The organism is Myroides odoratimimus (assembly GCF_030326305.1).
Lineage (GTDB): Bacteria > Bacteroidota > Bacteroidia > Flavobacteriales > Flavobacteriaceae > Flavobacterium > Flavobacterium odoratimimum_A.
Genome location: NZ_JACAKB010000008.1, coordinates 122090 through 144889, shown reverse-complemented (window position 1 = coordinate 144889; position 22800 = coordinate 122090). Strand labels below are relative to the sequence as shown.

Genomic DNA, 22800 nt, shown 5'->3' with positions numbered 1-22800 from the left:
CTCTGTTGATTTGGTTGCTTTATTATACTTCTATAAAATTATCATTTTCTTATTCAACAAATCTAAAGGTAAACTGTCAACCGTGAACTGTAAACTATTTAACCCAATCAACAGGATTAGCTAATACCTTCAACAGCTTTTCTTCCCAACTGTTTTCTTCTGGATGGTGGTCATATACCCATTGCACATGCGGTGGTAGACTCATTAGGATAGATTCGATACGTCCATTGGTTTTTAATCCAAATAGAGTTCCTTTATCATGAACAAGGTTAAACTCTACATATCTACCTCTTCTAATTTCTTGCCATGTACGGTGTTCATCACTATAAGGTGTATCCATACGACGTTCTACGATAGGTGCATAAGCTTCTAAGAAGCTATCTCCTACTTCGGTTACGAAGTCATACCACTGTTGCATAGACATTTCTTCTGTTGCTTCTAAGCGATCAAAGAATAATCCTCCAATACCACGTGCCTCTTCTCTATGTGCATTCCAGAAATATTCATCACATTGCTTCTTATACAATGGATAAAACGCTGGATTATGCTTATCACAAGCTGTCTTACATACAGTATGAAAATGCGTAGCATCCTCATCGAATAAGTAGTATGGTGTTAGGTCTTGTCCTCCACCAAACCAAGAACGCACTACTGTACCATCTTTGTCATACATTTCGAAATAACGCCAGTTGGCATGTACTGTAGGTACCATAGGACTCTTTGGGTGAATTACTAACGATAATCCACAAGCGAAAAAATCTACATCTCCTACATTAAAGTACTTTTGCATCGCTACTGGTAACGGTCCGTGTACGGCAGAGATATTCACTCCTCCTTTTTCGAATACTGCTCCATTCTCGATTACACGTGTGCGACCTCCACCGCCCTCAGGACGTTCCCAAAGGTCTTCTTGGAATTTTGCTTTTCCATCTATATCTTCAAGTCCTTTTGTAATGGTATCTTGAAGCTGTTGTATATATTGATAAAATTGTTCTTTCATATTATAAATAGTACATATTATAAATAGTACATATCCTCTCTCTGTCAGGATACTTATCATTAAAAAACTATTGTTCTGTAGTTTAGCCAATACATTATATTGCACCTCTCCACCTTATCTTTAAATAAACAATAGTAAGCAGACTCCTCTAGTCCTACATATCACTATCACAGTGTGTATGACTCCTCAACCTGTTTCTGCTGTAAAAAGTAATCTCTTAAAGGCGACTAATCTTAGTCATAATATTAAATGAGAATGCTTTGCTCTCATCTTGGATATATTGATAGACAGCCTTTGCTTTTGCTTTTAATGAAGGCTCTTGAGAAGACCACTTCACTAATAGATCTGTAAACTCTTCCATCTTGTCCCAAGGGAAGTTGAATTTATGTAAGTGCAAGGCTAAGTCCTTACCTTCTGTTATCAACAGTTGTTCATAACTCAAGCCTATCTTTTGAAGCTCTACGTCTAGATCTTCTATAAATTTCTTGTCCTCTGGTGTAAACCCAATAGAAGACAACTTCTGAACAATAGACTCTATACGTCTTTCTTCTTCACTTTTTGTTCCTTTGTTTAACATAGGTCAAATGATATAGTAAAACAAAAAAGCCTACGTCATACTTCGGCAGGCTTTTCTGTCAATATTTTACTTGTGTTCGTATTCTTTTACCGCTTCGATAAATGCTTTTGCATGATCTACTGGGATATGAGGTAAGATACCGTGACCTAGGTTCACTATATATTTATCTTTACCGAAAGCATCGATCATCTCGTGTACCATCTTCTTAATAGTAGGGATTGGTGACATTAGACGGCTTGGGTCAAAGTTACCTTGTAATGTGATATCTCCTCCTGTGAATAGACGAGCGTTCTGTGGGCTACAAGTCCAGTCTACTCCTAATGCAGACGCTTTTGACTTCGCCATCTCAGGTAATGCAAACCAACATCCTTTTCCAAATACGATAACTGGAGTGATATCCGCTAATGCTTCTACTATTTGGTTAATATACTGCCATGAGAACTCTTGGTAATCTACTGGAGATAACATTCCTCCCCATGAGTCGAATATTTGTACAGCATTTACACCTGCTTTTACCTTTTCTTTAAGGTACAAAATAGTTGTATCTGTAATCTTTTGTAATAACGTATGTGCTGCTACAGGATCAGAAAAGCACATTCCTTTCGCTAAGTCAAAGCTCTTAGAACCTTTTCCTTCTACTGCATAACAAAAGATAGTCCAAGGTGAACCAGCGAATCCAATCAATGGTACCTCATCGTTTAACATCTCTTTCGTTACTTTAATAGCATCCATTACGTATCCTAATGTCTCTTCGATATTAGGTACGATAACTTGCTCTACATCTTTAGCAGAACGGATAGGATTAGGTACCCATGGCCCTACTCCAGGTCTCATCTCTACATCAATGTTCATAGCTTGCGGTACGACTAAAATATCTGAGAATAAAATAGCAGCATCTGGTTTTACAATACGAATCGGTTGTACTGTAATCTCAGCTGCGATTTCTGGCATTCTACAACGTGTAAAAAAATCATACTTATCTCTTAATTCGCGAAACTCTGGTAAGTATCTACCTGCTTGACGCATCATCCATACAGGTGGTCTCTCTACTGTTTCACCTTTTAACGCTCTTAAGAATAAATCATTTTTAATCATTTCTATTCGATTTTAATACGTCAATTTTTAGCTGACTCTATTTATAATAATCCACACAAGCTTGTAATGTAGCCTCCACTGTAGGTTGCTTCGCTATTACAATATTCTGTGTAACTCCTTTTAATGGTTCTGCTGTAGTATCTCCTATGCAGAAGCACACTTCTGTCGTAATGCTATTCTGCTGAAGATAACTCTCTATCGCTGAAGGACTGTAAAAGCACAATCCATCTACTTTGTATTCATTCTTTACAGGATTAAGCACAGTCTGATATACTGTAAACTCATTAAAGACTACACCATTTGTTCTAAAAGCATCTGGCAACAGATCTCTTCTGATACTTCCACTAAAGAATGTTATATTTCTATCTTTATAGTCTTGAACAATGATAGGAGCTAATTCCTTTGCATAATGTGCCCAAGCCTTAACTTCCCAACCGTTCTCCTCCAACAATTCTTTTGTTTTTATCCCTACACATAGCGCTGGTTTCTTATTCAGAACTTCTCTATACCCTTGACTAATCACACTCTTCACCGCATTCTGACTCGTAAACAATACATAATCATGTACAGCATCCAAGTCGAATACCAAGTGTTCTGTCAAGATATAATCTTGTTCTACTAAATGCACCTTCCCTAAAGCTATAGCTTCTAATACACTCGCTTTAATCTTACGTGTAGATAAAATAGTTGGATTAAAAGACATTTTATTTTTTTAATTGTTGACGTAGTGTTTCCATTAATTCACTACCACCATTCTCAAGAATTTCTTTAGCTGCAAAGAATCCAAGCTTCTTCCACTCTGCGATATCCACTACTTTGTTCACTTCGAACTTCTGTTGGCCATCTAAAGAGAATAGTACCCCTTTAAAATTAATCGTGTCATCGTGATCATTATAAGTAGCTAAAGCACCGATAGGAGCTGTACATCCACCTTCTAACGTTCTTAAAAACTGTCTTTCTATATAAGTAGTCATCTCTGTTTCATAATCATTTAACTGAGCTACTGCGTCTAAAGCATGATTATCATCTGCATTTACGACTACTACCATAGCTCCCTGTGCAGGTGCAGGTATCATCCAGTCAAGATTAATGAAGTTCGATGGTTTCTTTTTAATACGATCTAATCCAGCTGAAGCGAAGATTGCTCCATTCCAGTCGCTGTTTTGCAGTTTCTCCATACGAGTATTTACATTTCCACGTAGGTCAACTGTTGTATGTTTTGGGAAACGGTTTAACCATTGAGCTTTACGTCTTAAACTTCCTGTAGCTACTACTGCCTCAACCTCTTCTGACATAAAAGATGTATCTCCTTTATGTAATAAGATGTCTACAGTATTAGCACGTTTAAGTACTGCTCCCTGTACGATTCCCTGTGGTAGAGCTGTTGGTACATCTTTCATAGAATGTACTGCGATATCCACCTCTTTTTTTATCATTGCCACATCTAGAGTCTTAGTAAAGATTCCTGTGATTCCCATCTCATATAGTGGCTTGTCTAACACTAGATCTCCTGTAGACTTAACAGGTACTAACTCTGTTTTGTACCCCAATTTCTGAAGAGATTGTTCAACTGTTTTTGCTTGCCACATTGCTAGTTCACTATCACGTGTACCTATACGAATAATTCTACCCATTTTAATTTGATTCTATATGAAACACTTTTTCTATCCATTCTATACTCTGATCCACTACTGTATCTTCATGACGAAGATGGTTTGCAAAGTGCGTAGTGATCTTCTGTATGATGCGCATACTGATTAGTTCAGCTTGCTCAGAATCAAAGTTATCATATTTCTTTTTATGATAATCTAATTCCCCATCTTTTATCTGCTCTAGCTTAGATTTAAGAGCATGTATAGTAGGTGCGAATTTTCTCATCTTCGTCCAAGCGATAAACTCAGACATGATCTCTTCTATAATTTCTTCTGCTTGTGGAATGAACTCTCTTCTTCTCTCGATAGTCTTATCTGTCATTTGAGATAAATAATCAAGGTGTATTAACTCTACTCCTTCTATCTCAGTCACATCATCACTCACGTTCTTAGGAATAGACAAATCTAAAATAACAAGAGGTTTTGTCAAGTTAAGTAACGCCTTATCTACTGTAGGCTTCTGTGCACCAGTCGCTACGATAAGCACATCTGATTTGCGTATTTCAGCTTGTAAATCTGCATAATCCTTTACGATAAGGTTAAATTTACCTGCTACTTCTAGCGCCTTCTCTTTTGTTCTATTAATAAGTGTGATATGATCATTCTTTGTATGCTTCACTAAATTCTCGCATGTATTTCTACCGATTTTACCCGTTCCGAATAACAAGATATTCTTATTAGAGATATCTTCTACATGATCCATAATATATTGTACAGAAGCAAATGATACAGAAGTAGCTCCAGAGCTAAGCTCAGTCTCATTCTTAATACGTTTACTTGCTTGGATAACAGCATTAACTAATCTCTCGAAGTAGTTCGTTGTCAGTTCTTTCTCCTTCGCTAAGTAAAAAGCATTTTTAATCTGACTGATAATTTCAAAATCACCTAATATCTGACTATCTAATCCTGTTCCAACGCGGAATAAGTGTTCTATCGCCTCCTTAGTCTTATATACATAAGCTACGTTGCGGAAGTCATCCACCGTACCATTACTGTTATCACATAATAATTTAATCAGTTCGAAAGGGTGTTGTGCGAAACCAAATATCTCCGTTCTATTACATGTAGAAATCACGATTAAACTCTCGATTCCTTCATTTTTAGCTTGAGTTAATAAATTGTCTTTGGCCTCATCACTTAGACTAAACTTACCGCGCATTTCAGCGTCCGCTTTCTTATAACTTAATCCTACTGCATAAAAAGTCGCAGGCTTAGTCTTATCTATTTTGTCCATACCACAGAGTTAATTCAAAAAAGTAAACAAATTTAATATTAAAGAATCGACAAAAGTAACGCTAGAAGGACTATTTATATCGCTAAGGGATTTCTCAAAAAAAAAGCATTGCATTTCATTATAATACAGTACATTTGTAACAACGACAAGGGTTAAAAGACACTCTATATAGAATCATTCTAAATAAAAAGTAACTAAATAAGTTTCTAACTTAAGTTTAAAAAGTATCGCTATGAGTCCTACGGAAGAAATAATAATTGATGATAATTTTTCGATGTTAAGGTTCGAAAACAACCTGACAGAGAATATTACTTTTCAACGAGAAATGGGAACTGGTGTTATCCAATTTTACTTTGGATTAAAAGGATCTGCTAAATTTGTATTCAATCAAGGAGCGTACTCTCTTCCTCTTAATGAAGAAAAATTCCTGATTCTTTACAATCCTCAAAAACAACTTCCTGTTCACTTAGAGATAACACCAAACACTTGGGTAATTAGCATTTTAATCTCTATTAAGAAATTTCACGCCTTATTTTCAACTGAAGCAGAGTTCATCGGTTTCTTAACTGGCGAGAATAGAGATAAAAAGTATTACTCTGAAGAAGAAATCACTCCTTCTATGGCTATAGTCCTAAATCAGTTGTTTAACTTCTATATGAATCCGACTATCAAGAAGTTATATTACACAGGCAAGACTTACGAATTACTTAGTTTACTATTTAATCAAAATGAAGATCAAAATATAGAGAACTGTCCATTCTTATCTGATGAAGATGATGTCGTTAAAATCAAAAAAGCAAAAGACATCATAATCAGTAAAATGGCAGAACCACCAACACTTCAAGAGCTAGCAGACTCAGTAGGTATTAACATTAAAAAACTAAAAATGGGCTTTAAGCAGATTTACGGTGATTCTGTATTCAGCTTCTTATTTGACTATAAGATGGAATACGCACGCAAGCTCTTAGATAATGGTAGTTATAATGTAAATGAAGTAGGACTAAAGATCGGTTATAGTTCTGCTAGTCATTTTATTGCTGCCTTTAAAAAGAAGTTTGGCACTACACCGAAAAAATACTTAATGTCTCTCAACACAAATAATTAACAACATGCAAGGTATATTATTAGTTAACCTAGGCTCACCTAAAAGCCCTACAGCAAAAGACGTAAAACCTTATTTAGGAGAATTCTTAATGGATGAAAGAGTAATAGACATGCCATACATCCTAAGAAGTTTATTAGTTAAAGGAATCATACTGAATACTAGACCTAAGAAATCGGCAGAAGCTTATTCTAAAATCTGGTGGGAAGAAGGTTCTCCACTAATCGTAATTTCTGAAAGACAACAAAAGAAAGTACAAGCAAAAGTGGACATACCAGTAGCACTAGCCATGAGATATGGAGAACCATCTATCAAAACAGGCTTACAAGAACTAAAAGACAAAGGAATAGAGGATGTACTTATGATTCCTTTATATCCACAATTTGCAATGGCTACAACAGAAACGATAACTGTATTAGCAGAGGAAGTAAGACAAAAATACTTTCCGCAAATGAACATCACCAGCTTACCTGCTTTTTATAATAAGAAAGAGTATGTGGATGCATTAGCTCACACTATACAAGGTCATTTAGAAGGCTTTGATTATGATCATATAATATTCTCATATCACGGAGTACCAGAAAGACATATCCGTAAGTCAGATGTAACAAAGGGACATTGTACTATAGATGGGTCATGTTGTCAAACAGCTTCTAAAGCACATGAATTCTGCTATAGACATCAATGTTTAGAAACAACAAGACAAGTAGTAGAGAAGTTAAACATCCCTGCTGACAAATACACTAATTCATTCCAATCTAGATTAGGAATGGACAAATGGCTACAGCCCCCAACAGATGCAACTGTAAATGGACTAGCTGAAAAAGGTATTAAGAAACTAGCTGTAGTTACTCCTGCCTTTGTAGCTGACTGTCTTGAAACGTTAGAAGAAATAGGAATGGAAGCACATGATGAGTTCTTAAAACACGGAGGAGAAGAGTTCAGAACAATCCCTTGTATGAATGATGATGACATGTGGATCGATGCAATGGTTACTTGGATAAAAGAATGGCAAAACAAATAACATTATGTTGTACCTATATCTAAAAGCCTTACATATAATTTTTATCGTATGCTGGTTTGCAGGACTATTTTATATTGTACGTCTATTTGTCTATTACGCTGAGACAAAGGATATGCCTGAAGTACAATCCAACATCCTAAGAGATCAATACACGATTATGACTAATCGCTTGTGGAATATCATCACATGGCCTGCAGCAGTATTAGCAACAGTTTTTGGGATATGGATGCTGATAGTAATACCGGCTTGGTTAAGCCAACCCTGGATGCATGTAAAACTATTATTTGTAGTAGCATTAATTGCTTATCATCTAAAATGTCATCAGTTCGTAAAACAAATCAACAATAGAACGATGACTAAAACATCTTCTTTTTTTAGGATTTGGAACGAAGGAGCAACCTTGATTTTATTTTCTGTAGTATTTTTAGTAATTTTAAAAAGTACTTTTAATTGGATATTTGGAGTTGTAGGACTAGTAGGTTTATCAATACTATTAATGCTAGGAATACGCCTATACAAACGAATTCGCGATAGCAGAAAATAATGAAAGATGACTTTATATTAAAGAACTTTTCTCTGAGAAATAGAATATTTTTCTCACTTATATTTTTGAGTATTATCTCATCTGTATTGATATCTGCTGTATCAGTGTATCAATTTAGAGAAGAAGCACGTACGTATCATCAATATAGACTAGAGAGAACGGAAAACTCTATCAATGAGAATATAAACTACATCTTAACGACCTCAGAATATCCTTTAACAACAGAGAATATTCCGCGCATCTTTAGAGACAAAATACATGAGCTAGCAGCCATACACAATACAGAAATCAATATACACGATTTACAAGGACGCCTCTTGATCACCTCAAGAGGTACCTTTTCTGTAGACAGCATCTCTAAAAATATCTCTCCCTTAGTCTTAAAGACAATACAATCCTCTCCTAACAAACGCTTTGTAGATATAAAAACGGTCGATAGCAACCGCATACGTATAGCATACAGCTTTTTAAAGGATTTAAAATACAAACCTCTTGGTATACTTAAAATACCATATGAGGAAAAAACAGAGTTTTATGAAAATGAGATCCAGAACTTTATGATTAAGTTCGGACAAGTGTATATCATTATGCTTATTATGTCTATTGCCATCTCTTACTTCTTGTCAAACTATATCACTCAAAGTCTAAACAACATCAGTGTCAAAATCACCAGTACCAAGTTTGGACAAAAAAACGAAAAAATCGATTCTAGCAACACCAGTAAAGAGATTTCCGCACTTATCACTGCCTATAATGACATGGTAGAGAAACTCGATGATTCCTACGAAAAACTAGCTCAAACAGAAAGAGAACAAGCCTGGAGAGAGATGGCTAAGCAAGTAGCTCATGAAATAAAAAACCCTCTTACCCCAATGCGCCTGACTGTCCAGAGCTTCGAAAGAAGATTTGATCCTAATGATCCAGATATCAAAACAAAGCTAAAGGACTTCTCTCAAGTATTAATACAACAGATAGATACCATGACCTCAGTAGCTACTGCGTTCTCAAGTTTTGCAGCAATGCCAGCACAACAGGACGAGACACTTGATATTGTCAACACTGTAAGATTAACACTTGACATCTTTAATGAAGACTATATATCGTTTGAAAGTTCAGATCCAGAGATTATATCTAAAATAGATAGAACACAACTAATCAGAATTATTACTAACTTAGTCAAAAATGCAATACAAGCTATTCCATCTGAGCAAAATAATCCACAGATAAAAGTAAGTATTTCAAGAACAACTGAAAGCGCTATTATCAAAGTAGCAGATAATGGAACCGGTATAAAACAAGAAGATCTAAACAAGATATTCCAACCTAAATTCACTACCAAAACAAGCGGGATGGGATTAGGTTTAGGTATTATCAAAAATATAATTACAAATTACAACGGTACAATAATCTTCGAAACTGAAGAGGGTCTTGGCACCACATTTATTGTTACCTTGCCCATTATAAATAATTAATCAAATAAAAAATATTATGGATTTTGAAAATATTCTAGTAGAAAAAGAAGGAAGCCTGGCCATTATAACCATTAATAGACCAACTAAATTAAACGCTTTAAACAAGCCTACAATTGAAGAGCTTCACCAAGCCCTTAAACACTTTGAAAAAGACCGCGAAACACGTGTTATCATCCTTACTGGAAGTGGAGAAAAAGCTTTCGTTGCAGGTGCTGACATTAAAGAGTTCTCTAGCTTCAACACTAGTGAAGGTTCGCAGTTAGCTGCCAAAGGACAAGAGCTTCTATTTGACTATGTTCAAAATTACAACAAACCAGTAATTGCTGCTGTTAATGGATTTGCCTTAGGTGGTGGATTAGAACTTGCAATGGCTGCACACTTCAGAATTGCATCTAACAACGCTAAAATGGGACTTCCAGAAGTAACCCTTGGTCTAATACCAGGATATGGTGGGACGCAACGCTTACCTCAACTTATAGGAAAAGGAAGAGCTATGGAGTTAATCATGACTGCAGAAATGATAACAGCTGACAAGGCTCTATCTTATGGTTTAGTTAATCATGTTGTAGAACAAGAAGAACTATTAACATTCACAAAGAAAATAGCAAACAAAATAGCTTCTAACTCAGCTTCTGCTATCGGACGAGCTATAAAGTCTATCAATGCCAACTTCAAAGACGGAGTTAACGGATATCACGAAGAAATTAAGAACTTCGGAGAATGCTTCGAAACAGAAGACTTCACAGAAGGAACTACTGCTTTCTTAGAAAAGAGAAAACCTGAATTCAAAGGTCAGAACTAATCATAAAAAAAGGTCAGAGCGCGCTCTGACCTTTCTTATTTCAATTCCTTATTCTTGAAATAAAAAAACCTCTTGATTACTCAAGAGGTTTTTGTTGGCCTACTAGGACTCGAACCTAGAACGACTGAACCAAAATCAGCTGTGTTACCATTACACCATAGGCCAATACCACTTCATTACTTTGGCATAATTACTTCAGTAATGCGGATGCAAAATTAGCACATTTTTTGATTCTTCCAAATATAAAATATCTTTTTTAATCACTCTCAACCCCCTATTTCGCTAAGATACTCATAGTCAAGACGGAGTATTAAAAAATTTAACATTTTATTTTTTGCATACAATTAAAATAAAAAAAGCCTCTTGAAAAATCAAGAGGCTTTTCTGTTGGCCTACTAGGACTCGAACCTAGAACGACTGAACCAAAATCAGCTGTGTTACCATTACACCATAGGCCAATACCTTTTTTACATACCGTAAAGCGTAATTACTTCATCAATGCGGATGCAAAAGTATAACTATTTTTATAATCTCCAAACTTTTCTTTCAAAAAAATTAATTTTTTCTAATTCCTTCATGCAACACAAAAAAAATCTTTTCTTTGTATATACAATCTGATAAAATATCTAGTAATTACAAATATGTTGACATTCAATTACAAGAAGTGGAATGTTATAGGAGGATGGCTATGTTTTGCTATCGCTCTATTAACTTATACGCTAACAGTAGAGCCTACAGTGAGCTTCTGGGATCCTGGAGAATATATTGCTACCTCTGCTAAACTACAAGTAGGACACCCTCCTGGGGCACCTTTTTATCAAATGTTAGGAGCTTTCTTCTCGATGTTTGCTACCTCTCCAGATAAAGTTGCCTTAATGGTGAACATGGTCGCTGTTATATCTAGCGCGTTTACCATTCTTTTTATGTTCTGGACATTATCTAACTTACTTAAAAAAATCGTCGTTGCTAAAAGTGAGTGGACGAACCCTAACGCCATCGTTGTTTTAGGTAGTGCTGCTGTTGGTTCATTAGCCTTTACATTCACAGATAGTTTTTGGTTTAATGCTGTAGAGTCTGAAGTATATGCTTCTGCGATGTTTCTAACATCACTTCTATTGTACTTAGGTATAAGATGGTACGATGATATCAACACTCCTAAAGGTAATCGTTGGCTATTATTGATAGGATTAGTTATCGGAGCTTCATTTGGAGTCCACCTAATGGCTTTATTGACAGTCCCATCTATCGCATTACTATATTTCTTTAAAAGATACCAAAAAGTAACAATCAAAAACTTTATCATAGCTAACGTCGCTGCTATAGGAGTATTATTCTTCCTTTTTGCTTTCTTATTCCCTAAGACCTTAGCCTTATTTGGTAAGACAGAGATCTTTATGGTGAACTCAATAGGAATGCCATTTAACAGCGGAACTATATTTGCCTTCTTATTGATTGTTGCCTTCTTTGTATTCGGATTGAGATACACAGAGAAGAAGAATAAAATAATGGTAAACACACTTATCCTAACACTTCTTTTTGTATTTGTTGGATTGACGAGTTGGATAATGTTGCCTATCCGTGCTAATGCAAAAGTAGTGATCAATGAGAACACGCCTTCTGATGCTTCAGAGCTATTAGCATACTACCAACGTGAACAGTATGGGGAAGAAAGTATCTATTACGACTCTTACTTCACTAAAAAATATGTAGGATTAGATAAAAACAATCCTTGGAAAGACGAGAAACCAAACTACGAAAGAAACTACCAAACAGGTAAGTATGAAATCGTAAATGAATATAAAAACGCAGGGCAAAACTTCGATAGCACTCATAAAGGATTCCTTCCTAGACTGTGGAGTACAGACAAGAATCACCGTGTTAACTATATGCGTTACACTAAGCCTTTAGACTTTAAGGTATCTTCTCAATATGCTGGAACAAAAGAGTTAGAAGAATTAGTATCTGGAGTAAAACAAGGTCTTGCTAGTGGAGAAATTGATTATGACGGACTTGATAAATTCCTAGATCAATATGGAGAATACCTAGAAATCGAAGTACCTTCATTCGCTAGCAATATCAGCTTTATGTTTGACTACCAATTCGGATATATGTTCTGGCGTTACCTAATGTGGAACTTCGCAGGGAGACAAGATGATGTACAAGGTCAAGGTGACTTACAACACGGTAACTGGATTAGTGGTATCAAATTCTTAGACGAAATACGCTTAGGATCTCAAGATAACTTACCTTCAGACACATTAGAAAACAAAGGTAGAAACACTTATTTCTTCTTACCTTTTATACTTGGGCTTATCGGTATTGTATTCCACTATCGTAAAGACCCTAAGATGTTCTGGGTATTATTAGTGTTATTCCTATTTACAAGTTTTGCACTTAAAATATTCTTGAACGAGCGCCCATTCGAACCTCGTGAACGTGACTATGCTGTAGTACCTGCATTCTACGTATTCGCGATGTGGATAGGATTCGGAGTATACGCTATCTTCGACGGACTTAAAAAATATGTACAACCAAAAATAGCTGGTCCTGCTGTTCTAGTTGTATCATTATTTGCAGCTCCTGTATTATTAGCACAACAAAACTGGGATGACCACGACCGTTCAGATCGTTATACAGCCCTTGCTAATGCTAGAGCATACTTAGATTCATGTGATCCGAATGCGATCTTATTTACTATTGGAGATAACGATACATTCCCACTGTGGTATTTACAAGACGTAGAAGGATACAGAACAGACGTAAGAGTAGTATGTACGAGTTTACTTCCATTAGACTGGTATATTGACCAGATGAGAGCAAAAGCGTATGACTCAGAGCCTCTACCGATCTCCTTCACACATGATCAATATGTAGGTAATAAAAGAGATGCTATCATCGTAAACAAGATGATCGAAGAAAGAATAGACATCAACTCTCTTCTTAACTTCATTAAATCTGATGACGATAGAACAAAGATTAAAACAGAGGCAGGAACTACATTGTATATCGCTCCTACTAATCAGATCAGAATACCTGTAGATAGTGCTAATATCGCGAAACACAATATCGTATCTCCTCACTTAAGAAAAGATATATTACCTTATCTGGACATTGATATTACAGATCAAGCTATTTATAAGCACCGCCTTATCATGCTAGATATAGTAGCTAATAATAACTGGGAAAGACCTATATACTTCTCTGGAGGTAGCTGGGGAGATGATGATTTCATCTGGATGAAAGATTACTTGCAGTTAAGCGGTTTAGTATACAAACTAGTTCCTCTGAAATCTGCTACAGAGAGCTCTCATCCGCTAGACAGAGGCTCTATAGACGCAGATAGAATGTATGATATCGTAACGAAGTGGTACTGGGGCAATATGGGAAGTGATAAAATCTATCACGATCCTCAGACTAGACGTAATGCATTGAGCTACCGTATCAACCTTGCTAGACTGATGGAACAGTTATTACTAGAAGGTAAAGAAGAGAAAGCGAAGAAAGTTATCGATATAGCGATGACGAATATGCCGATCAAATACTATGGTTTATACGAAGTAGTACATCCATTCGTAGAAGGTTCTTATAAAGTTGGCGAAAAAGAAAATGCTCGTCAAATGGCTAAAGAATTAATTCAAAAATCTCAAGAAGCACTTACTTACTATAAAGGCCTTGAGATAAATGATATCGAATACTATGCTAGAGAGATCATTACTGAAATAGAAATATGGCGCTCTCTGTTACAAATAATAGAAGAAGAAGACCCTAGCTACTACGCTAGTCTAGTACCGGACTTCAATACATATAATGGCTATTTTAAATATTTTAAAAGAGCTAACTTATAGTTTAAAAGGCGATAGAAATAAATCTATCGCCTTTTCTTTTTACCTTTGCATTACTTTAAAATAAAGCAGATATAAGATGATCGAGAATAAAAATCAATCTAAGACCGATATAGGACATTTAGGTGAGTTTGGATTAATAGAACATTTAACACAAAACTTTACAATAGAAAACGAGAGTACAACTAAAGGTATCGGAGATGACGCTGCAGTATTGTCTTTTGGAGAAGATAAAGTAGTTGTTTCTACAGATTTATTAATCGAAGGAGTACACTTTGACCTTGCATACTCTCCTCTTAAGCATTTAGGATACAAAGCTGTAGTAGTAAACCTATCTGATATCTGTGCGATGAATGCCGTACCTACACAGATCACAGTATCTATCGCAGTGTCTAATCGTTTTCCACTAGAAGCTCTAGATGAGTTATACGAAGGTATCGCCTTAGCGTGTAAGTATTATAAAGTAGACTTAGTGGGTGGAGACACCACCTCATCACAAAAAGGGTTGATTATAAGCGTGACAGCTATTGGTAAAGCTAAAGAAGAAGAATTAGTGTACCGCAGTGGCGCGAATGACAATGACTTATTAGTGGTAACAGGTGATATAGGATCTGCTTATATGGGATTGCAAATCCTAGAGCGTGAGAAACAAGTATTCTTAGTAAACCCTAATAATCAGCCTGACTTATCTATCTACGAATACATCATCGAAAGACAGTTAAAACCAGAGGCGAGAACAGATATCAAACAGCTATTAGCAGATCTAGGTGTAAAACCTACAGCGATGATAGACATCTCTGATGGCTTATCTTCTGAAATCATGCATATTTGCAAAAGTTCTAAAGTAGGATGTAATCTATATGAAGAGAAACTTCCTTTAGACCCTCAGTTTATGAACACTTGTGAAGAGTTTAATATCGATGCTACTACGATGGCTATCAATGGTGGAGAAGATTATGAACTGTTATTCACTATTAAAATGGAAGACTTTGACAAAATCAAGGGTAATCCAAACTTAACAGTGATAGGTCACACAACACAAGAGAGTGAAGGTGTTCATCTTATCTCAAGAGCAAACACTAAAATTCCTTTAAAATCAAGAGGATGGAATCCTTTAGAAAACAAAGACGAAGAATAATAACTATTACAAAAGGTAATTTCTAACTAGAGATTACCTTTTTCTTTTTATACTAGCCTTTACCCTCCCTCTACATTCTTTTCACACTTCCTCCAGACTAGTTTTACACCTTAGCACACTTAGTATCTTATCCCTCCATAATTACTCCGTTGTTTAGCACAAAATAACGGAATCACTACAGACTCATAACGGACTCACTACGGACTCAAGTACAATAAGACCCAATGCCAAATAGAGCAAATTAGCTTAACAGAACCAGTGTATACAAATCTCCCCGAATACCCTGTAACCTCTTTTATTTTATTTATTTACAGTCTGGATCAACCAAAATTATTGTAAAAAAACAATATTTCCACCATAGTGTAGTAAAAAATTAAATTATCAATAAATATTATTTATATATCACACATTTAATTATATTTACGAATACCAAAAACTAAAAATATAATGAATAAAACGTATCAATTAAAAGTGAATGCTGATACTGTTTTTGAAAGTGAAGATTTATTACAAGGAGACATCAATGTATCTCGTGTAAATGAATCTACATATCACGTACTCAAAAACAGCAGATCTTATGACGTGGAAATACTTGAGAACCACTTTACAGACAAAAACTATACTGTAAATGTCAACGGAAATAGCTATTCTGTCAATATCCAAACCGAACTCGATAAGCTAATCAATCAATTAGGCTTCTCCTTAAACTCTACTAAGCAGGTTAATTCTATCAAGGCTCCTATGCCTGGTCTTATCCTAGATATTTTGGTAACTGTAGGGCAAGAAGTAGCTGAAAATGACAACTTACTAATCTTAGAAGCTATGAAGATGGAGAACAACTTATCTTCTCCTAGAGCTGGGATTATTAAGTCTATCAACGTGACTAAAGGTGCCACTGTTGATAAAGGATTAGTGTTAATTGAATTCGAATAAAGATGAAAAAAATATTAGTTGCCAACCGTGGCGAAATAGCTGTACGTATTATGACTACAGCTAAAAAAATGGGGATTAAGACAGTAGCTGTGTACTCTACTGTTGATCGTAATGCTCCACACGTACGTATGGCTGATGAAGCTGTATGTATCGGAGAGGCTCCTTCTAACCAATCTTATTTATTAGGAGATAAAATATTAGAAGTAGCAAAATCATTAAATGTAGATGGTATCCACCCAGGATATGGATTCTTAAGTGAGAACTCTAACTTCGCTTTAGCCTGTAATGCTGCTGGGATTACCTTTATCGGCCCAGATACACACGCTATAGAAGTAATGGGTAATAAACTAGCTGCTAAAGAAACCGTAAAAGACTATAACATCCCTATGGTACCAGGTCTAGATGAGGCTATCACTGACGTAGCCAAAGCTAAACAAGTAGCTAAAGAAATAGGCTTTCCTATCTTAATCAAAGCTGCTGCTGGTGGTGGTGGAAAAGGGATGCGTATCGTAGAAAAAGAAGAAGAATTTGAAAGTCAAATGCAACGCGCTATTTCTGAAGCAACCAATGCTTTTGGAGATGGTTCTGTTTTCATTGAGAAATATATAGGTTCGCCTAGACACATTGAGATACAAGTGTTAGCAGATAAACACGGTAACGTAGTTCACTTATTTGAAAGAGAATGCAGTATTCAACGTCGCCACCAAAAAGTAATAGAAGAAGCTCCTTCTGCTGTACTAACTCCTGAAGTGCGTAAAGCTATGGGAGAAGCCGCTATTAAGGTAGCCAAATCTTGTGATTATGTAGGGGCTGGTACGGTAGAATTCTTAATAGATGAACACCTTAATTTCTACTTCTTAGAGATGAACACTCGTCTACAAGTAGAGCATCCTGTCTCAGAATTAATCACTGGATTAGACCTAGTAGAGATGCAAATCAAGGTAGCTCGTGGAGAGAAGCTTCCTTTTACACAAGAAGATTTAGAGATCAAAGGACATGCTATGGAACTTCGTATCTATGCAGAAGACCCTCTAAATGATTTCTTACCTAGTGTAGGAAACTTAGAAATCTATCAACTACCTACTGGAGAGGGTATCCGTGTAGATAACGGTATAGAAGAAGGAATGGATGTACCTATCTACTACGACCCGATGTTAGCCAAGTTAATTACTTATGGGCAGACACGTGAGGAGGCTATAGAGATAATGATCGAAGCCATTAAAGCATATAAGGTAAAAGGCATCAGTACGACATTGCCATTTGGTAAGTTCGTAATGGAACACAATGCTTTTAGAGAAGGCCATTTTGACACGAACTTCGTGAAAAAATACTACAATGCTGATCTAATCAAAGAAGAGTATAAAGATGAAGCAGAGATAGCAGCATACCTTGCGCTACAAATGTATTTAGAAGACCAAAAACAACTTCGATTACCAAACTAAGAACCTATGAATCCGAAAATAAACAAATTACAAGAAATACAAGCCCAAGCTAAACTAGGCGGAGGGCAAAAAAGAATAGATACACAACACAGCAAAGGAAAACTTACTGCTCGTGAACGTGTAGAATACCTACTAGACGAAGGTTCATTTGAAGAGATCGGTATGCTAGTGACGCACCGTACGACTGACTTCGGTATGGATAAAGAAGTATATCACGGAGATGGTGTAGTGACTGGGTACGGAACGATCAACGGTCGCTTAGTCTATGTATTCGCACAAGACTTTACCGTATTCGGAGGAGCACTTTCTGAAACTCATGCAGAGAAAATCTGTAAAGTAATGGATATGGCACTTAAAATGGGCGCGCCCATGATAGGACTAAACGATTCTGGAGGAGCACGTATACAAGAAGGTGTAAGATCATTAGGTGGATATGCAGATATCTTTTACCGCAATGTACAAGCATCTGGTGTGATACCTCAGCTATCTGCTATTATGGGACCATGTGCTGGAGGAGCAGTATATTCTCCTGCGATGACTGACTTCACGATGATGGTAGAAGGTTCTAGTTATATGTTTGTAACAGGGCCTAACGTTGTAAAAACAGTGACTAATGAAGAGGTGACTTCAGAAGAATTAGGAGGAGCGAGTACTCACTCTACGAAGTCTGGAGTAGCTCATACTACCTCTCCTAATGATGTAGCGTGTCTAGAGGACGTGAAAACGTTACTATCTTATATGCCTCAAAACAATATGGAGAAGCCAATGAGTCTTCCATATACCATAGGTGAAGAGTATAGATATGAGCTAGATGAGATAGTACCTGAGAGCTCTAATAAGCCTTATGATATGAAAGAGGTAATTAATCATATCATAGATGAAGGTTCTTTCTTCGAAATACACAAAGACTACGCTGAGAATATCGTAGTAGGTTTCGCTAGACTAGGAGGCAAAAGTGTAGGTATTGTGGCTAATAATCCTATGTTCTTAGCAGGATGTTTAGATGTAAACAGCTCTATTAAAGCCGCTCGTTTCACTAGATTCTGCGATGCTTTTAATATTCCTCTATTAGTCTTAGTAGACGTACCTGGATTCTTACCTGGTACAGATCAGGAGTGGAATGGTATCATCGTACACGGTGCTAAGTTACTGTATGCATTAAGTGAAGCTACAGTGCCTAAAGTAACTGTGATTACTCGTAAAGCCTATGGAGGTGCTTATGATGTGATGAACTCTAAACACATCGGAGCAGATATGAACTTTGCTTGGCCAAATGCTGAAATTGCAGTAATGGGAGCTAAAGGGGCTAGTGAGATTATCTTTAAGAAAGAAATAGCAGAAGCAGCAGATCCTGCAGCAAAATTAGCTGAGAAAGAAGCTGAATATGCAGACAAATTTGCTACTCCATACAGAGCAGCACAACGAGGATTCATTGATGAAGTAATTCTTCCTCATGACACTCGTAGAAAACTGCTTAAGGCATTCTCTATGTTAGAACATAAAGAAGTAAATATGCCAAACAGAAAACACGGAAATATTCCTCTTTAATAAATTCAACAGCCCTTTAGTTACATAGCTAAAGGGCTTTTTTTATCTACTTCTCCCTCTCTACTCAAAGGCATTCTATTCCCTAATCCTTACTCTCTTATTTCTTAAAAAAAACACCTTTAAAATTAACAGCAAAGAAATAAAAAAGAACAATCACTATTATTTTAGCCAAAAAGAGTTAATTAAATATTTATTTTTAAATATATAAGTATATTTTTTTTGTTAAATAAAACCTATATTTGATCTAATAAAATATAGCCACTATGGAAGATAATAAAAACCTAGAAGGAAAGAAAGCTCCTGAACATACAGAGCATACTCCTCCTCCAGTACCTTCATCTGAAGAAACTAAACACGAAGAATCAATTGTTGATAAAGTAACTTCATCTATCGAAGAGACAGTAGATAACATAGAGAAAGAAGTTGTTGAGCCAATCGTTGAAACGATAAAAGAAGAAGTTGTTGAGCCTGTAGTAGAGGCAGCAAAAGAACTTGAGAGAGAAATAGAGCAAGAAGTTAGATCTACACCTCCTCCTCCACAGTCAAACTATAATCAACAAGGATACAATCAACAACAAGCTTATTACCCTCCTGTAGTACCAGAAAAGAATAATCTTGGATTAGCAGGATTTATCTTGGCTATTGTTGCTATTCTTCTGTTTTGGCTTCCTTTTATAAATGGAATATGCTGGTTATTAGGGTTAATCTTCTCTGCAATCGGAGTATTTAGAAAACCTAAAGGATTAGCTATAGCTGGTTTAGTGATTTCATTAATAGGTGTTGTTCTCTTTATATTGACACTAACTCTTTTTGCTACAGCAGCAGTTTTAGGTAGTTAAGCATATATACATACTTTATAAAAAGGTTGTCTAAATAGACAACCTTTTTTTTTGTATTTTGCCAAAAAATAAAACATGAAATCACTTACTGATTTAATAAACACAGAAGAACCAGGAATTGCCCTTATCAATGAATGGCTAAACGATGCAGTAAGACCAATAGCATTATTGCCTCAATATAATAAAGAGATAGCTGAAGAAGCTCTCTTACAACTTCAAGTAACAACACGTTCTCCATTAGGAGCAATAGTATATGAGACTGGAGGGCTACTAATAGACAATGGATGGATCAGAGTATTAGGTGGAGGAACAGAAACACTACCTTCTAGTTATCAATGGAACAAAGGCAAAACAATAGATCAAAACAATCAATCTAATGGCTACTACATTGTCGCGTTAGATGTATTAGGTGGTTATTTCTGTATCAATAGTGGAGGTCTAGGAGAGGACATTGGTAAGGTATATTACTTTGCGCCTGATACATTAGACTTTGAGCCGCTTGATATCAGTTATTCAGATTTAATTTATTTTTTCATAGCTGGTAATGTAGATCAGTTTTATCAAGACTTTAGATGGAATACATGGAAAGAAGATACGGCACAACTTCCGTTAGATCAGGCTTTACATATCTTCCCTCCTTTGTGGACTAAAGAAGGAAAGCAGATTGATTCTACTTCTATCAATCCTGTTGCGATTGAAGAATTGTATCAAATCAATAAAGACTTTAAAGAAGGTTTAAATAAAATAGAAGATAAATATATAGATGAGTAAATTCAATCATTACACCGTCAAACCTAATATCCATACACAATCCACAGAACTAGTATTGCCTTCTGTCGAGGATATCAACAATTGTGAACAACTACTAGACTTCCGCTTTGAAGAAGATTATAAGACCTATATTTTACAATATGGGGTAGGTATACTAGGAGGCACATATATCCGTATCTATGCTCCTAATCGAATTGTTGCAGAGAGAAAAGAATGGTTAGAACGAGTAACACAATACTACTTCTGGGATGATGGCAAAGATGTATTAACTAAAGAACAGGTATTAGAAGGGGTTTGCATAGGAGATACTTTTGATGGAGATGAGATTATATTCTATAACAATACCTATTTTGTATTGCCTAGATATGAAGAGAACATCTATGCTTTAGGAAATAATCTGTATGAAGCTATAGAATGGCTTTGCTCAAAAGGAATACTAACTGAGGCATTTCCAGAAAGAGAGTTTGAACCTTTTAATGAATAAGAACTATTAGCGATAATCTTAGCATAATATTTGTGTTAGTATTAATCTATACAAAGGTTTATTTTAACTTTTAAGCCTTTTATTTTTACTTAATTTACAGTAATTTAGTTAGGGATTCTAGGAATGATATAAACGCTTAACCATTATATATGCAAGACAAAATAACACTTTTAGAGAAGTACTTCGAAACAGGTCTATACGAAGATTTTCACTCTTTACAGAGCGATTTAGTGATCTGGGTAGATTGGAGTGATTACGATGATGCAATAGTAGAATATATAGAAACATGTCTTCAGACAGGGCATCTATCAGCGTCTATAGAAGACCTACCAAATGAACAACTACAGCTAAAGGTAAATTATGATAATAAGGTTCATACTCATATCATTGTAGATAGAGATGATACGATTATATGGCTTAACAGTATATTACAACCTGATTATGAAATTCGCTTTTGCAAAATATCAGATGGATCAGATACATTAGCATTCTTACCATTAACTAGAGAACATTGGAGACAATTAGAAACTATCTATACCTTAGAAAAAATAGAAGAACACTTTGAAGCTATTCACAGTGATTCAGTTTTCTTCAATAAGGAATATGACTTTGACGAAGATAGTTTTTTATCATAAAAATACTAAGCACCTACACTTTAGAGATAGGTGCTTTTTTTGTATCTGTTTCTAGTAATTCTATACTTTATTAAAATCTTATTAGAACTTAACAGTATATTTACTTTGAATAAATACAAATTACTATCTTGCGTCACAATTATACAAGTAATTAGTAACTTTGTATTAGTCAATTCACAAACAACCAATTAAAGTGAAAAGAAAAATAGCAATATTTCTTATGGCACTCTTTTTAATTTCGACAACTGAGCTAGGTCAGGTGTTGAAGTTTCCTCTATTGGTTGAACATTATATTGAGCATACGACAAGTAATCCAGATTTATCTATTTGGGGATTCTTACAGATACATTACAGTGAAAGTCATAAAGAAGAAGGAGATCCTATGGATGAGAAGCTTCCTTTTGTTACACATACACATTTTGTCAGCATAATAGGTATCGTTACCCCTACTCCTATTCTAAAAATAGACCGTATTAAGTTTAATATACTTGATAATAAAATACACGCTTTCAACGAAGATGAAGTTGAGAGCAATTACCTATCCTCTATTTGGCAACCGCCTAAATACTGTTAATACCTTATCGCAAAGAATAAGTTAGCTTTCTGTGTATTTATACATGGAGAAGTTAGCTATACCTATCACGCAATTTTAACGTATTAACAGAC

Annotated in this window: 21 protein-coding genes and 2 tRNA genes; 15 read left to right on the top strand and 8 right to left on the bottom strand. The window is 35.7% G+C overall.

The window, feature by feature from the left end:
* Positions 1-94: 94 nt before the first annotated feature.
* The 6 genes from hemF to hemA form a co-directional block, all read right to left on the bottom strand.
* Entirely contained in the window at positions 95-1000 is a 906-nt protein-coding gene (gene hemF, locus HX049_RS08605; protein WP_286415435.1) for an oxygen-dependent coproporphyrinogen oxidase, read from the bottom strand.
* 217 nt (positions 1001-1217) lie between these two features.
* Positions 1218-1577, bottom strand: coding sequence for a hypothetical protein (locus tag HX049_RS08600; protein ID WP_006262349.1), 360 nt, complete (start codon positions 1575-1577; stop codon positions 1218-1220).
* Positions 1578-1643: 66 nt separating this feature from the next.
* Positions 1644-2672, bottom strand: a complete 1029-nt coding sequence (gene hemE / locus HX049_RS08595; RefSeq protein ID WP_039328658.1) for a uroporphyrinogen decarboxylase — start codon at positions 2670-2672, stop codon at positions 1644-1646.
* A gap of 37 nt (positions 2673-2709) precedes the next feature.
* Complete coding sequence (locus HX049_RS08590; protein WP_286415433.1) at positions 2710-3375, bottom strand: uroporphyrinogen-III synthase; 666 nt, start codon at positions 3373-3375, stop codon at positions 2710-2712.
* Between the two features lies 1 nt (position 3376).
* Positions 3377-4306, bottom strand: coding sequence for a hydroxymethylbilane synthase (hemC, locus tag HX049_RS08585; protein WP_006259833.1), 930 nt, complete (start codon positions 4304-4306; stop codon positions 3377-3379).
* A gap of 1 nt (position 4307) precedes the next feature.
* The gene (gene hemA / locus HX049_RS08580) at positions 4308-5558 is read right to left on the bottom strand and encodes a glutamyl-tRNA reductase (RefSeq protein ID WP_006259834.1); all 1251 of its coding nucleotides are present in this window, start codon (positions 5556-5558) and stop codon (positions 4308-4310) included.
* Between the two features lie 232 nt (positions 5559-5790).
* On the opposite strand from hemA, the gene HX049_RS08575 reads away from it, so the two are divergent.
* Genes HX049_RS08575 through HX049_RS08555 form a run of 5 tightly spaced genes read left to right on the top strand, consistent with a single transcriptional unit; the run spans position 5791 to position 10502 of the window.
* Positions 5791-6663 carry a helix-turn-helix transcriptional regulator gene (locus tag HX049_RS08575; RefSeq protein ID WP_286415431.1) on the top strand — a complete coding sequence of 291 codons (873 nt, stop codon included), beginning with the start codon at positions 5791-5793 and terminating at the stop codon, positions 6661-6663.
* Between the two features lie 4 nt (positions 6664-6667).
* Positions 6668-7684, top strand: coding sequence for a ferrochelatase (gene hemH / locus HX049_RS08570; protein WP_286415430.1), 1017 nt, complete (start codon positions 6668-6670; stop codon positions 7682-7684).
* A 4-nt stretch (positions 7685-7688) separates the two neighbouring features.
* A complete protein-coding gene (locus HX049_RS08565; RefSeq protein WP_286415428.1) occupies positions 7689-8228 on the top strand; it encodes a CopD family protein in 540 nt (179 codons plus the stop codon).
* The gene (locus HX049_RS08560) at positions 8228-9700 is read left to right on the top strand and encodes a sensor histidine kinase (RefSeq protein WP_286415426.1); all 1473 of its coding nucleotides are present in this window, start codon (positions 8228-8230) and stop codon (positions 9698-9700) included. The genes HX049_RS08565 and HX049_RS08560 overlap by 1 nt, the downstream gene beginning before the upstream one ends.
* 16 nt (positions 9701-9716) lie before the next feature.
* Positions 9717-10502 carry an enoyl-CoA hydratase/isomerase family protein gene (locus HX049_RS08555; protein WP_286415424.1) on the top strand — a complete coding sequence of 262 codons (786 nt, stop codon included), beginning with the start codon at positions 9717-9719 and terminating at the stop codon, positions 10500-10502.
* Positions 10503-10596: 94 nt separating this feature from the next.
* On the opposite strand, the gene HX049_RS08550 is transcribed toward HX049_RS08555, so the two are convergent.
* Positions 10597-10667, bottom strand: a tRNA-Gln gene (locus HX049_RS08550).
* A gap of 222 nt (positions 10668-10889) precedes the next feature.
* Positions 10890-10960 (bottom strand) — tRNA-Gln (locus HX049_RS08545).
* Positions 10961-11143: 183 nt separating this feature from the next.
* Between HX049_RS08545 and HX049_RS08540 the strand changes: the two genes are divergently transcribed.
* The 10 genes from HX049_RS08540 to HX049_RS08495 all read left to right on the top strand — a co-directional run bounded on the left by HX049_RS08540 (position 11144) and on the right by HX049_RS08495 (position 22708).
* Positions 11144-14347, top strand: a complete 3204-nt coding sequence (locus HX049_RS08540) for a glycosyltransferase family 117 protein (RefSeq protein WP_286415422.1) — start codon at positions 11144-11146, stop codon at positions 14345-14347.
* 76 nt (positions 14348-14423) lie between these two features.
* Positions 14424-15482, top strand: a complete 1059-nt coding sequence (gene thiL, locus HX049_RS08535; RefSeq protein ID WP_041894723.1) for a thiamine-phosphate kinase — start codon at positions 14424-14426, stop codon at positions 15480-15482.
* A 447-nt stretch (positions 15483-15929) separates the two neighbouring features.
* Complete coding sequence (locus HX049_RS08530) at positions 15930-16415, top strand: acetyl-CoA carboxylase biotin carboxyl carrier protein subunit (protein WP_286415421.1); 486 nt, start codon at positions 15930-15932, stop codon at positions 16413-16415.
* A 2-nt stretch (positions 16416-16417) separates the two neighbouring features.
* On the top strand, positions 16418-17857 hold the full coding sequence (gene accC, locus HX049_RS08525; RefSeq protein WP_006259843.1) for an acetyl-CoA carboxylase biotin carboxylase subunit: 1440 nt from the start codon (positions 16418-16420) through the stop codon (positions 17855-17857).
* A 6-nt stretch (positions 17858-17863) separates the two neighbouring features.
* A complete protein-coding gene (locus tag HX049_RS08520) occupies positions 17864-19405 on the top strand; it encodes an acyl-CoA carboxylase subunit beta (RefSeq protein ID WP_286415418.1) in 1542 nt (513 codons plus the stop codon).
* Positions 19406-19668: 263 nt separating this feature from the next.
* Positions 19669-20244: a hypothetical protein gene (locus HX049_RS08515; RefSeq protein WP_286415417.1), complete on the top strand. Its 576-nt coding sequence runs from the start codon at positions 19669-19671 to the stop codon at positions 20242-20244.
* A gap of 75 nt (positions 20245-20319) precedes the next feature.
* Positions 20320-21015, top strand: coding sequence for a DUF2625 family protein (locus tag HX049_RS08510; protein WP_286415416.1), 696 nt, complete (start codon positions 20320-20322; stop codon positions 21013-21015).
* Positions 21008-21499, top strand: a complete 492-nt coding sequence (locus HX049_RS08505; protein ID WP_286415415.1) for an SMI1/KNR4 family protein — start codon at positions 21008-21010, stop codon at positions 21497-21499. Before HX049_RS08510 ends, HX049_RS08505 begins: the two co-directional genes overlap by 8 nt.
* A gap of 149 nt (positions 21500-21648) precedes the next feature.
* Positions 21649-22134: a hypothetical protein gene (locus tag HX049_RS08500; protein ID WP_286415414.1), complete on the top strand. Its 486-nt coding sequence runs from the start codon at positions 21649-21651 to the stop codon at positions 22132-22134.
* Positions 22135-22354: 220 nt separating this feature from the next.
* A complete protein-coding gene (locus HX049_RS08495; protein ID WP_286415412.1) occupies positions 22355-22708 on the top strand; it encodes a hypothetical protein in 354 nt (117 codons plus the stop codon).
* Positions 22709-22800: the final 92 nt, after the last annotated feature.